Source organism: Bradyrhizobium sp. STM 3843, from assembly GCF_000239815.1.
Classification (GTDB): domain Bacteria; phylum Pseudomonadota; class Alphaproteobacteria; order Rhizobiales; family Xanthobacteraceae; genus Bradyrhizobium.
The window spans coordinates 45,588-58,690 of record NZ_CAFK01000044.1; the positions used below are offsets into that span (position 1 = coordinate 45,588).

Annotated in this window: 12 protein-coding genes; 7 read left to right on the plus strand and 5 right to left on the minus strand. The window is 62.7% G+C overall.

The window, feature by feature from the left end; all coding sequences use genetic code 11:
• The first annotated feature begins 25 nt into the window (after positions 1-25).
• The gene (locus BRAS3843_RS06400) at positions 26-886 is read left to right on the plus strand and encodes a polysaccharide deacetylase family protein (protein ID WP_244425136.1); all 861 of its coding nucleotides are present in this window, start codon (positions 26-28) and stop codon (positions 884-886) included.
• Positions 887-1,124: 238 nt separating this feature from the next.
• Entirely contained in the window at positions 1,125-2,309 is a 1,185-nt protein-coding gene (locus tag BRAS3843_RS06405; RefSeq protein WP_244425137.1) for a polysaccharide deacetylase family protein, read from the plus strand.
• A gap of 184 nt (positions 2,310-2,493) precedes the next feature.
• Here the strand turns inward: BRAS3843_RS06405 and BRAS3843_RS06410 are convergent, their stop codons facing one another.
• Positions 2,494-2,868, minus strand: coding sequence for a hypothetical protein (locus BRAS3843_RS06410; RefSeq protein ID WP_008967960.1), 375 nt, complete (start codon positions 2,866-2,868; stop codon positions 2,494-2,496).
• Between the two features lie 633 nt (positions 2,869-3,501).
• Here BRAS3843_RS06410 and BRAS3843_RS06415 point away from each other — a divergent pair.
• Entirely contained in the window at positions 3,502-5,076 is a 1,575-nt protein-coding gene (locus tag BRAS3843_RS06415) for a hypothetical protein (RefSeq protein ID WP_139024754.1), read from the plus strand.
• 8 nt (positions 5,077-5,084) lie between these two features.
• Here the strand turns inward: BRAS3843_RS06415 and BRAS3843_RS06420 are convergent, their stop codons facing one another.
• The 4 genes from BRAS3843_RS06420 to BRAS3843_RS06435 all read right to left on the minus strand — a co-directional run bounded on the left by BRAS3843_RS06420 (position 5,085) and on the right by BRAS3843_RS06435 (position 10,349).
• Positions 5,085-6,323 carry a glycosyltransferase family 2 protein gene (locus BRAS3843_RS06420; protein ID WP_008967963.1) on the minus strand — a complete coding sequence of 413 codons (1,239 nt, stop codon included), beginning with the start codon at positions 6,321-6,323 and terminating at the stop codon, positions 5,085-5,087.
• Between the two features lie 834 nt (positions 6,324-7,157).
• Complete coding sequence (locus BRAS3843_RS06425; RefSeq protein WP_008967964.1) at positions 7,158-8,396, minus strand: FAD-dependent oxidoreductase; 1,239 nt, start codon at positions 8,394-8,396, stop codon at positions 7,158-7,160.
• A gap of 12 nt (positions 8,397-8,408) precedes the next feature.
• Positions 8,409-8,759, minus strand: coding sequence for a RidA family protein (locus tag BRAS3843_RS06430; protein ID WP_008967965.1), 351 nt, complete (start codon positions 8,757-8,759; stop codon positions 8,409-8,411).
• A gap of 93 nt (positions 8,760-8,852) precedes the next feature.
• Complete coding sequence (locus BRAS3843_RS06435) at positions 8,853-10,349, minus strand: amidase family protein (protein WP_008967966.1); 1,497 nt, start codon at positions 10,347-10,349, stop codon at positions 8,853-8,855.
• A 210-nt stretch (positions 10,350-10,559) separates the two neighbouring features.
• Here BRAS3843_RS06435 and BRAS3843_RS06440 point away from each other — a divergent pair, with 210 nt between their 5' ends.
• The 4 genes from BRAS3843_RS06440 (at position 10,560) to BRAS3843_RS06455 (ending at position 13,101) form a co-directional block, all read left to right on the plus strand.
• Positions 10,560-11,231 (plus strand): XRE family transcriptional regulator, encoded by a 672-nt coding sequence (locus BRAS3843_RS06440; protein ID WP_008967967.1) that lies wholly within the window; start codon positions 10,560-10,562, stop codon positions 11,229-11,231.
• Positions 11,232-11,367: 136 nt separating this feature from the next.
• Entirely contained in the window at positions 11,368-11,628 is a 261-nt protein-coding gene (locus tag BRAS3843_RS06445; protein WP_008967968.1) for a hypothetical protein, read from the plus strand.
• Between the two features lie 269 nt (positions 11,629-11,897).
• Complete coding sequence (locus tag BRAS3843_RS06450) at positions 11,898-12,680, plus strand: hypothetical protein (protein ID WP_008967969.1); 783 nt, start codon at positions 11,898-11,900, stop codon at positions 12,678-12,680.
• 28 nt (positions 12,681-12,708) lie between these two features.
• Entirely contained in the window at positions 12,709-13,101 is a 393-nt protein-coding gene (locus BRAS3843_RS06455) for a DUF6152 family protein (RefSeq protein WP_008967970.1), read from the plus strand.
• Positions 13,102-13,103 lie beyond the last annotated feature (2 nt).

Consider the following 13,103-nt stretch of genomic DNA (forward strand, 5'->3'; position numbering starts at 1 on the left):
GAGAAAGATGCCGCGGAGGCTATGGATGACGAGTGAAATGAGAAGTTGGGTGAACGCGGCGGCGATCCTGCTCGGGCTTGGCCTCGAGCTTGGACTCGGCGTTGGGCTCACGCTACCCCACGCTGTCAGCGCGGCATCCGCGGAATGTCAGCGCGAGGGCACGCTCGGCACCTCGCGGGTTCTCGCGGTCGATCCCAAGATCTATCCGCGCGTCGGCCTGAAGAGCTTTCCGGATACGCTGCCGCTGCGGGATCACGAGGTCGTGCTCACCTTCGATGATGGTCCCTCGCCGCCGATGACCAACAGGGTGCTCGACGCACTCGCGAAGGAGTGTGTGCGCGCGACCTTCTTCCTGGTCGGCCAGCCGGCGTCGGGACGCGGAGCCCTGGTGCAGCGGATCGCGGCCGAGGGCCACACCGTCGGACACCACACCTATACCCATGCCCACATTCCACGCCTCACGCCGGCGCAGGCCGTGGAGGAAATCGACCGCGGCATCGCCGGCGACGAACTGGCGTTGCATGGGGTCTCGACCACGACACCATCGACGCCGTTCTTCCGTTTCCCCTATTTTGAATCCACGCCGGCCATGCTCGAATTCCTGCAGTCCCGCGGGATCGCCGTGTTCGGTGCGGATCTGTGGGCCGGTGATTGGAACCCGGTCTCGCCGCAGCAGGAACTCAAGATTCTCACCAGCCGACTCGAACAGGACCGCAAAGGCATCATCCTGTTGCACGACCCGCAGCCGCGCACCGTGGCGATGCTGCCGACGTTTCTGCGCTATCTGAAGCAGCACGGCTACAAGGTGGTCCACATTGTGCCAGCTTCAACGATGAACCAGCCGGACGATGCCGCTCCGCCGGGCGTCCACGCCGCCCGCGATTAATGCGTCATTCATGCGGTGCTGGCTACGCTTTACATCGCAGGCGGATGTATGCGGCTTTGCAATCATGCAACAGGAAAATGGAAACCCCGGCATTCGACAATCGCGGGTCGCGGCTGCAGACGATCCCTGCTATGACGGTAACTGGGCCCGGCAGCCTGGATTCAACCTGACGAAACGGACAGACGAAGCGGACGGCGTGATGCGGAGTGATCGTTCAGTTGGCGTCGGACAGCGGATTGTGAGCGCAGCGCTCGGGGCCGCACTGTTGACTGCGTTGTCAGCTGCACTCACCAGCGTGACCACGCCCGCCTCCGCCGCGGATTGCCCCGGCCATCCGAATGCGCTCGGCACCTCCCGCGTGCTCGTTGTCGATCCCCTTGCGCATCCGCGCATCGGCGCGATGCAGTATCGGGAAACGCTGCCGCTGCATGATCACGAGGTGGTGCTGAGCTTCGATGACGGCCCAGTGCCGAAATACAGCAACCAGGTGCTGCAGATTCTCGCCGACCAATGCGTGAAGGCGACGTTCTTCACGATCGGCCGCCAGGCCAAGGCTGATCCCGAGGGCGTTCGCAAGCTCGCCGCCGCCGGCCACACGATCGGCACGCACAGCCAGAATCATCCGATAGGCTTCAGCAGGCTGACGGTCGAGCAGTCCAAGCCGGAGGTCGATCAGGGGATTGCCTCGGTGTCGGCTGCTCTCACCGATCCCTCGGTGCTCACCCCGTTCTTCCGGGTGCCCGGCCTCTCGCGCGGCGAAGGCGTGGAAACCTACGTGGCCTCGCTCGGACTCCAGATGTGGAGCGCCGATTTTCTTGCCGATGACTGGCGCAACATCTCGGCTAGCCGCGTCTACGAGCTGGCGATGAAGCGGCTCGAGGCGCGCGGCAAGGGCATTCTGCTGCTGCACGACATCCACGAGCGCACGGTGCAGGCCTTGCCGAAGATCCTCAGCGAGATGAAGGCGCGCGGCTATCGCATCGTGCAGGTGGTGCCGGCTACGTCCGAGCGGCCGGCAACTCCGACCGAGCCGCAGGAGTGGCTGGTCCACCCGCATGCAGACGAGGTTCCGGTGGCACAATGGCCGGCGGTTCCGACGTTCGACTTCTCTGGCTCGGTCACGCACTCCCGTGCGACCGTGGCGGATCTCGACGTGCTGTCGGCGGGACCATCCGACAGCGCCTCGCTCCGGCACGAAACAGCGTGGCCGCACGCGGCGGGCTCATCCGCGCCGCGCAACGTGGCCCCCGCGCTGCCGGTGCCGGCCGCCAGCCTGTTCGAGATGCCCGATCCGATGCCCACCGCGCCGTCCCGACACCACGTGGCGGGCGTGCCGCCCGTGCAGTCAAAGCCCGCGGCCAGAGCCGCCGCCATCAAGCCGGCTGCGCGCGCGGTGCGCCTTGCGAGCCTGAGAAAGCGCTGACCGGCGCAGCTCTCCTCGCGCGGCTCTCGTTGAGTATGATCCGGAAAAGTGCGAGCGGTCCTTCGCGACAAACGCGGAACGCGTTTGCACGGAGACTCCGCTCAAACAACAACCCTGAAGTGCGATGAGATTCATCCTCATCTCATCGCACTTGAGGGCACAGCCGCGCGCTGCTTGAACCGGATCAATCGGTGACGATCTTGGCAACGCAGAGGATGACGACGGCGGCCAGGAAGAACAGATCGATATAGGATTTGATTTCGCCGTCGCGGCGCAGCAGGCTCACATCGGCAATCACCTGCTTGCGCGCGGCCGAACCGCTCGGCCCCTCCCCCACCAGGCCGATCATTCGGCGAGTCTCGCCTTCCAGCCGTTCGATGCGGGTGAAAAAATGAAACGAGCGCACCACGGACACGCTGCGCATGCCCGCATAGGCCAGGATCAACATCGCGAGCACGGCCCGGTTGTGGTACTTCTCAATGTAGTTCAGGCTGAGATAGACCATGGCCAGGAACGCAAAGTTGTAGATGAAGCGATAGATGATGGCGAACAGTCGCATCGTTCCGACCTGGTGCTCTTTCGATGACCGGCAATGACAGAAACCGGACGGCGCGCATGAGGCGCGCTCGTATCCGACTTGCATCGACGCGGCGACATCGATTCGTTTTCGAGTTGGGCGCAGCAGGACAGTTCTATACACGAATGGATTGAAGAAAGGTTCGACAAACTGATGTATTGCGCCACAATCTTGTTCGGTGGCCCTGCAATCTCCGGGCGAGTTCGTCAGGCGGATCTCTAATCAAACCGTCTTGGAACAAGCAATTTTTGGTTTATTTGCACCACGGAAATCGCCTTAAGATCGCTCCACCAGGGGCGTTGTGCCGCAAAAAATGGACGCTGGCGCAGCGGCGTCCGTCACTGGCCGATTGCGATCAGCAGATAAATCTGCTCGGATGATCGGTGCCTGGAATGCACGGATCGATAGGGTTCCCGCTGAGACAGCCGCAACTCAACTCCGCATTTTTAAGAACTCAATTTTTGAAATGCCTTTTGACTGTCATCGTATTTTGGAGGCGTCGTGTCGCCAAACAGCAAATGGTTCTCGTTTCTGTTCTTGTTCCTGATAGCACTGGGCGCAGTCGATGCGTGGTTCGGTCGGCAGAGCTACGTCGCCGGAGACACGATCAGCTACATGGACATGGCTCGCGCCATCGAACATGGCCAGCTTGAGCAGGCGATCAATGGGCATTGGAGTCCGCTCTACCCCCTGCTGATTGCGGCCTTCATTGAGCCGATCGGCACGGCGCCTTCCCTGGAATTTGCGACCGTGCGGGTGCTCAACTTTCTCGTTTTCCTGGTGACGATCGGTGCATTTCATTTCGTCCTGACCCGGCTCTGGGACCGGGCTCAGCTGACGGCGAAGCCGCCCGAGGCCAGTCCGTTGCTGTCGCGCTCGCAAGTCTTGCTTGCGGGTTACGCACTGCTGGCGTGGGGCTGCTTCGACCTGACGGTCGTATCGAGGATCAGCCCGGACCTTTGCGTGGCAGCCGTCACATTCGCTAGCGCCGCGCTGTTTCTCTCGCTGGAAGACCAGACGGCGTCCGTCACAACCTTCGCGCTGTTCGGAGCCGTGCTGGGGATTGGCTATTTGCTGAAAGCCATATTCTTTCCGCTGGCCTTTCTCTTCCTGCTCGCTGCGGCCTGCGCCTGCCTGGCCTATCGTGCCGATCGACGGCTGCTATTGAGTGCCGCCGTCTTTCTGGTGATTGCGGCCCCGCTCGTTGGCGCCCTGTCGCTGAAGTATGGCCATCTGACATTTGGAGAAAGCGGACGAAATACGTTTCGGACCGACGTTCTCATGATGCCGCTTGTTCATTGGCAAGGAGGCCCTTCGGATCACGGGCTCCCGGAACATCCAACGCGGAAGCTTCTCGACAACCCTGATGTCTACGAGTTCGCTCAGCCGATCTCGGCGACCTATCCGCCGTGGTACGATCCGACCTATTGGAACAAAGGAGCCGTTCTGCATTTCGGCACCTGGGACTATGGACGGGCGCTGCTGAGAAACGTCAAACGCCTCGCGGTCCTGCTTTGGTTTGCAATTCCTCTCGGAATTGCACTCGCCCTGCTTCGGCGTCCCCTCGCCCTTGAAATGTCGGCACCGCTGCCGATCAAGCTGCTCGGTCTGGTCGCCGCAGCGAATCTGCTTCTCTATCTGGTGCTGTTGGTCGAACCCCGATACCTGGCCGGATGTCTTCCACTGTTGGGGCTGGTTGTTCTGGTCAGTCTTCGCACGCAGCTGACACGAAGGCGACCGATCGGGGCAGCGCTGGTCGCCCTGCTCATTACGGGCGTGGCGATAGATGCCGGCCCGCGCCTGGCCAGGACCGCTGCGGATCTGGTCAGATCTCGCGGCCATGTGCATGCAGATGCGTGGCTGGTCGCTGACGAGCTCTTCAGAATCGGAATTCACCCGGGTACGCCCGTCGCCGCGATCGACCACCAAGACCAGATGCATTGGTCGGTCGCGAGCATCAGCGACTGGGCGTTCCTTGCGCAGGTCAAGATTGTCAGCGAAGCTTTCCCGTCGGACCCGCTCAATCAAAAGGAATTCTGGGATGTTTCGCTCACGCGGCAAGCGCTCGCGCTCGATGTATTTCGCCGCGCCGGAGCGCGTATCGTTGTGGCGAGCGGCGTCCCCTCGACGGCCAACACCGAGGGGTGGTCACGTATCGGGACCACCGACTATTACTACAAGCTTTTATGATAGCTTCCCTATCTGCGATGATGTCCGCTCCGCAGCAGAGCATTCTCGACCGCGGCGCGTATTCGATCCCGCTTGTTCGGGATGTTCATGATTCCGGAAAGAAACACGGTGAATCCAAGCTGCACCCCGATCGCTATGGACGTGAGCGAGAGGATGAGAACGCGCATCACCGAAGGATAGCGCAACGGCCCGAAATCGACCGAGGCCCAAGTAAACAAAGACCATCCGATGCCGAACAGGCCAAGCAGGATCAGCGCGGCCGCAACGAGCAGCCCGCGGTCGAAGGTGAGGAATGACAGACCGCGAGAGCCTGCGGCGTCCGGCGGCAGCAGCCGGTATTTGATCGCGAAGCGCTGCGCGATGAGGCCGAATGTGAGGGTCTGAACGCCGATCAACACCGCAATCGCCGCAACCAGGAAAGTGTGGACGTCCAGATTGACGCCGTTGGCGAGGCTCACCGGGCCGGGAAACAGGATCACGGCCGTCACCACGCCCAAGAGAATGAGCGCAAGACCCGGATACACAAACAGCCAACGCGGGCTGAACATGAGCAGAAAGCTGAGATGTCGCCAGCCGTCATGCCAGGTGCGCAGATGCGGCGGCCGGGACCTGCCATCCTTCTTCAAGGTCGTGGGCACCTCGCAGATCCGATAGGATTTCAGCGCGGCGGAAATCACCATCTCGCTCGCGAATTCCATGCCCGTCGTGTACAGCTCCAGATCGCACATCCGCTCGCGGTTGAAGCCGCGCAAGCCGCAATGGAAATCACCCAGATCGATCTTGAAGAACAGCCTGCCAAAAAAGCTCAGCACCGGATTGCCGAGATAGCGATGGAGCAACGGCATTGCGCCCTGCGCGATGCCGCCTTTGAAACGATTGCCCATCACGAGGTCGAAGCCGTCACGGAGTTTCGCCAGGAATGGGTCCAGGTTGGAAAAGTCGTAGCTGTCGTCGCCGTCGCCCATGATGACGTAGCGGCCTCGGGCCGTATGGATTCCGTGACGCAGCGCGGCTCCATATCCGCGATCCGGAACATGAACGACACGCGCGCCCTTCGCGATCGCCAGGTCTTGCGAGCCGTCCGTGGAGCCGTTGTCCGCAACGAGGACCTCGCCATGCACGCCAAGCCGCAACAGGCAAAGCTTGGCTTTCTCGACGCATCGCTCGATCGTCTCAGCCTCGTTGAGGCAGGGAATGAGAATGGTGAGCTCGGGCTCTTCGATGTATCGGTAGACTTGCGCGGTCATCTTTGAAATCCGACATGAAGAAATCTTTGAACATCACTTGCTCGCCTAAAAATTCTGGGGCAGTTGCCACCGCGGATGCGGCAGTAGAGTTTATGAGTTAGATAATAGTTCGAACGAACGATTTACTACTTAGATGTCCCCCGCAATTTGCTGCAAAACAGCACGTAAACTACCAGCTGTGATCAGTTGCCCGACCACTGCGCAGCGGGGATGGTCATTTCCGTACGGGATAGCTGGGGATCGGCAACCGGTTGGCAGGACGCAAACCGGCGGCAAGCGTCCGGCAAGAGCACGACTGGTTCGCGAGGGCCGTAAACGAGAATATCTTGCGCCGCTGACGCCGCGCCCTTCCATGCAAACCGTTCGAAGAGCATGAAAGCGTTTGAAGAGCCGCGTCCATTTGGAATCGCCGCCGCTCGAGAGGCAGTTCGATGCGGCACTCGGGAATCAACACCCACTGGCACCCTCACCTCTGACTCAACTACGAACTATATGACGCCCTTTCAGTCAGTACGTACGTCAAGCTTGGCAACTTCACGCAAGCGAAAATGTCTCAAAGTCAACCGGGCTTTGTCATCCGGCCCGGCAAGCCCAATGGCAAAGAAGCTTATCCGGCTTGGCCGGATCAAGCAATCCCGCATCCTACCCCGGCGGCTGACAAAGGCCGCGATCACTGCGGCGTCCTAACAGGGCATAGAACGACGAGCGCGCAGCTTCTTTTACCTCTTGAGCGGTCCATTGAGCCGCGCGCATCGCTTGATAGTTCCCGCCCGGACGCGGCGCGCGACAGCCTGTGCTGTCTGCCCCGCGAACTGATCAATCACAAATAGTGGATCAGGCGCCGAAGCGCGCAGGCGCGCAGGCCGTCGCGTCGACGCTTGGCTCTTCGCCATTCATCATCTCGGCGAGGAGGCGCCCGGTGGTGGGACCTAATGTGAAGCCTTGATGACCGTGACCGAAGTGCAGCCACAGCCCCTTGTGACCTGCGGCCGGTCCGACGACCGGCAGCATGTCGGGCATGCACGGCCGCGTGCCGAGCCAGGGCTCGGGCTCGACCGGCTTGCCGAGATCGATCAGTTGCCGCGCCGCAGTCTCCGCCTTGGCAAGCTGCACCGGCGTCGGTTCTGCGTCCGGCCCGGACAGCTCCGCACCGGTGGTGATGCGCACCCCCTTCACCATCGGATTCATCAGATAGCCGAAGGCCGCATCGCGCAGCGGCAGATCGAGCGGCGCGCCGCCGCTGTAATGTCGGTGATAGCCGCGCTTGCGCACCATCGGGATGTCATACCCGAAACGCTTCAAGAACTCCGGCGACCATGGCCCGAGCGCGACCACCGCAGCCTCGGCATCGATCGGACCATCGGCCGTCGTGACTGACCAGCCGGTCCCGGTCTGCGCCAAGGTCGTGGCGTCACCGTGCACGAACCTGCCGCCGCGCCGGATGAACAATTCGGCGTAGCAGGTGACGAGACCGCCGGGATCGGCGACGGTCCACGGCTCCAACCATTGCATGCCGCCGAGGCCGCTGTCTGACAGACCAGGCTCGGCCTGCGCAAGCTCGCGCGCCGACAGCACCTTGAACTTGACGCCATAGGCCGCGCGCACCGCTTCGGCTTCTTCGACCTCCTTGTCGAATTGCGCCTGCTCCCGATGGATCACGCGGAAGCCGTCGCGGCGCACCAGATTGCCCGCACCGGAGGCCGCGATCAGCGGCTCATGCTCGGGCGTGGCGCGCGCGATCAGCCGCGCATAGGTCTGCGCGATCTGCTCATGCCGCTTCGGGAACGAGTTCCACCAATATTGCAGCAGCGGCCGGAGATGATAGGGCAGCGCCAGCGGCTCATAATGCACGTCATTGGTGCGGCCGGTCGCGATGTCGAACAGGCCGCTGATATCATGCGGCATCGCATAAGGACGCACCGCCTCGCTCTGGATGATGCCGGCATTGCCATAGCTGGTTTCGCGGCCGGGCTCGTTGCGGTCGATCAGCGCGACCGACCAGCCGCGGCTCTGCAGATGCAGAGCCGTTCCGACACCCACCATGCCGCCGCCGAGAACGATCGCGCTGCGCATCGTCAGAACTCCTTATTTGCGCTCGGCCGCAATGACGGTGATCTCGAGCTTGGCATCCAGCATCAGCTTGGCCTCGACGGTGGTGCGCACCGGCAGCGGATCGCTGAAATGTTTGCGATAAGCGTCGTTGAAAGCAGCAAAATCCGCCCGGTCGGCGAGATACACCGTGCAGGACACCACGTCCTTCAGCGACAGTCCTTCCTCCGCCAGCGTCTCGCCGATCAGCTGCAAGGTCAGGTCGGTCTGCGCGGTGATGCCTTCCGGAATCGTGCCGTCATCGGCGCGCGGCACTTCACCGGACAGAAACACCAGCCCAGCGGCGCGGCGCACGAGCGAGAACGGCAATGAGGGCGGAACGGACATCAGTCTCTCCTCTCGTTTCACGCGGATACCGCAGCGGCATCCGGTGTGTATGTGGCGATCGCGGTGTGACCCGTCAGGATGCGGATCACGGCTTTAATCCCAGGACCTGAAGCCCGGCGCTGATGACAGCGGCGGTGCAGCGGCGAGCTTGGCGAGATCGGGCACGGGACGGCACAGTTCGGCATCGCCGGCAAACGCGCTCTCGAGCGCGGCCGCCACACTGAGCACCAGCGCATCGCCGCCACGCGGGCCGACGATCTGCAGACCGAACGGCAGGCCGGCCTCATCGACGCCGAGCGGCAGGCTCAGCGCGGGATGGCCGGGCAGCGTCACGGCATAGGCCAGCGCAAGCCAGTGGAAGTAGGAGCGCGTCGGCACGCCGTCGATGTGGGTCGGATAGAGCTCCGACCACGGTCGCGGCGATAGCGTGATCGCCGGGCTGACCAGCACGTCGCAGCGTTCGAAAAAGCTTTGATAGGCGCGATAGATCCGGGTCTGCGCCGCCGCCGCCTTGGCGTAATCGTCGAGACTGTAGCGCAGTCCCTCCTCAACATTGGCGCGGACATTGGGGCCAACCATCTCCGGCCGCTCGCGAAAATTCTTGCCGTGGTTGGTCAGGAACATCCCGGCACGCAGCACCGCAAAGGCCTCATCGGCGCCGCTGCAGTCCGGCGTGCCTTCCTCGCACGAAGCAAACAACGGCGCGATCCGCGCAACGCGAGCACGGAGCACGCGGCGGACGGATTTCTCGGTCGGCGCGAACCCGAAATCCTCGGTGAAAGCAAGCCGCAGTTTGCCGAGCGCGACCGGCGCCGGCGGTGACCAGCGCGCAGGGACGCCGCGAACAGGCTCGTTCGGCAGCGTGTACGCAAGCGGATCACGAGGATCGTCGCTCGCCATCACCGACAGCATCAGCGCGGTGTCGGCGACGTTGCGCGCCATCGGCCCATCGGTCGACAGGTTCGACCAGCCATGCGCGCGCTTGTCGCTCGCGACCAGGCCATAGGAAGGTCGCATGCCGACGATGCCGCAGAAGGCGGCCGGATTGCGCAAGCTGCCGCCGGTGTCGGAGCCAGAGGCGAGCGGCGCCATGTCACAGGCCAGCGCCGCGGCCGAGCCGCCCGAGGATCCGGCCGCCGAGCGCATCGGATCGAACGGATTGCCGGTCGCGCCAAAGACGGGATTGCGGGTGTTGGCGCCGGCCGCCCATTCCGGCGTGTTGGTCTTGCCGAAAATGATCGCGCCGGCGGCGCGCAACCGCGCCACCGAAGCCTGGTCGGCCGAGGGAACGTTGTCGGCCAGGATCGGGCTGCCATAGGTGGTGCGCAGGCCTGCGGTATCCTGCGTGTCCTTGATCAGCACGGGCAGCCCATGCAGCGGCCCGAGATCCTCACCTTTAAGAAGCGCGGCTTCGGCCGCCTTGGCGGCGCGGCGCGCCCCCTCCTCGTCCAGGGTCACCACCGCATTGATGGCGGGATTAAGCGCCGCGATCCGGGCGAGGCATGCATCCAGCAGCTCGACCGGCGACAGGGCCCGGCTCTTGAGCAGCTGCATCAGGTCGACGGCAGTCCGGTCGCAGATCGATTCCACAGCTCTTCCCTTTCCAAACCTGAAAACTATTTAGCATAAGAGAAACAAGATTGCTGGCACGAAAATGCAGCATACGGCCGGCAATTCTGCATAAATATCCGCCCGGCCAAGCTCTTGATTGAAATGTCAGCGATTTCGCGCGAAAGTCGGGTCACGCGAGCGATGCAATCAAAATGTCCGATCCGCTAAACGATTTTCCGAAGGATGCTTATGGCAGATACCGGTGTGAATGATCAGGTCGCGGCCGAGGGCCCGCATTCCCAGCTCGGCCAATGCCTGAAGGCGGCGCGCCTGGCTCGCGGCCTGACGCTCAAGCAGGTGGCCGAGAAGACCGGGATGGCGCTGTCGACCCTGTCGAAGGTCGAAAACGGCCTGATGTCGCTGACTTACGACAAGCTGTTGCAGCTCACCTCAGGTCTGAAGATGGACATCGCCGAGCTGTTCAGCCCGGCTGCGCCTCGTACCGATGCCGAGCGCGCGGTCACTGCCCGCCGCAGCATCTGCCGCGTCGGCCAGGGCCAGATCGTCAATACCAAGTTCTACACCTACACCTACCAATGCACCGACCTGATCGGAAAGCGCATGGTGCCGATGCTGGCAGAGGTGCGCGCCCGCACCTTGGAGGAATTCGGCCCGCTGCTGCGCCACGCCGGCGAGGAATATTTCATGGTGACCCGCGGGTCGATCGCCGTCCACACCGAGTTCTACGCGCCCGAGATCCTGCATGAGGGCGACGGCATGTATATCGACAGCACCATGGGCCACGCCTATCTCAACGCCGGCAGCGCCGAGTCCGCGCTCGGCATCTGCCTCTGCACCAGCGAATCGCCTGACCTGTTCGAGCAACTGCACCGGATCGCGCAAGCAGGCGCCGAGGCGTGACGAGAGCCGCCGACGGCGCCCGTATTTTAGGCGGCCATTCCGGAAGCGGCCTGGCAGCCTGCCATGGCCGGCCGCGGCGGATTGCGGTAGAGTGTGCGCGCTGGAGGCGCGTTCCGAAAAGGGATGAGGTGCGTCGATGCCGCGACCGGGAATCACGGGTCATGACGGTTGGGTCGTCACCGAAGCGCTGGCGACTGCGCTCGTGGCACTGGAGCAGCTCCCCGAAAAACACCAGCCGCGCGCGCATATGGACGATTTGCGCAAGCTCCTGGCCAACGGCCGCGCCCCCGATGTCGTCAAGCTCCATCTCGCCCAGGCCAAGTGCCGGCTCTGTCCCGACCGCGACCCGCTGACCATCTACGAGGAATACGGCATCAACAGCGATGCGTATGGTTGAGCGGAACGCCGGGTCGTTTCGCAACCGACAAGAACGCCGCCGTTGAACTCCAGGTGACCGCAAGCGGGCAGCTTTGGCGCGCACGCAGCCTCGTTCATCGCCGCGAATAATTCACCGTCCCCTTAGAGCCGCAACTAATCGCGCGAGCGCGATCACCCTGTTCAACTGCGATGATACTTCGCGCAATCTTGAAGCGTTTTGTTGCACGACGAGCTTCCTTTGGCCTCAGCACGATCTATGCTGCGGCTCGGAATGCATCGGAAGTTCGCATGCTTATCGAGAAGATGAAGGCGTTTGCGATCGCAGGCTGTGTTTCGGCTGTGCTCGCAGTGACCGCCGGCGCGCCAAGCGCGTTTGCCGAGCCCGATCTCAGCGGAGTCTGGCTTCCCGACATCAGGGACCAGAAGCGACAGGAAACGGCGAATATGCCGCCGTGGAAGCCGGACATTCTCAAGCAGGTTCAGCACCTCGTCGCCGAGGAAAAAGCGGGCCGCCCCTTCCTGGTGCTCAGCCACTGCCTGCCGCACGGCATGCCGAGCTGGATGCTGATGACGCATAACGCGTTCGAGCTCTTGAGGACGCCCGGTCGCATCACCCTGCTCGGCGAAGTCGACGGCAACAGGATGCGTCGCATCTATCTCGACGGCCGCAAGCCGCCGGAGGACCCCGACCCGTCACTGCACGGCACCTCCATCGGACATTGGGAGGGCGACACGCTGGTGGTCGACACCACGGCGATCATGCCGCAGGCCTATATCGCGATCAGCGAGGCGGTCGGCATTCCCAACAACGGCGACATGCACATCGTCGAACGCATCCATCTCGCCGAACCGAACGTCATGCATGACGATCTCGAGATCACCGCGCCGAACGTTCTCACCGACACCTGGAAGACGACACGGATTTTTCGCCGCTACCCGGATCGGCATTATGAAATTGCCGAAGGCGAATGCGAGCAGGAAGATCTGATGCCCGGCAAGGACGAGCATGGCAACGATGTTTTCCTCCCGAACCCGCAGGGCGCGTTCGGGACGGTTCACACCGCGAAGTAAGGTCGCGCAATAACAAGGGATGATCGAAATGTCACCGAAGGCCACACTTCTTGCCGCCTGCCTGGTCGCCAGTTCGAGCGGCCTGGCCATGGCGCATCATTCGAATGCCGCCTATGACAGCGACCATCCGCAGAAGGTTGAAGGCACCGTCAAGCAGGTCAACTGGACCAACCCGCACATCACCTTCGTGGTCGAGACCGATGCCAAGGACGGGCCGCAGGCCGGCACCTGGGTGTTCGAGGTGTCGAGCCCGGGGGTTCTCACCCGCTCCGGCTGGACCAAGCGCTCGCTGAACCCAGGCGATCACGCGAGTTTCGACTATCTGCCGCTACGCGACGGCAAGCAAGGTGGCTTCCTGCGCAAGGTCACCTTGCCTGACGGCAAGGAGCTGACCTACAGCCTGACACCGGAAGAGCAGTGATC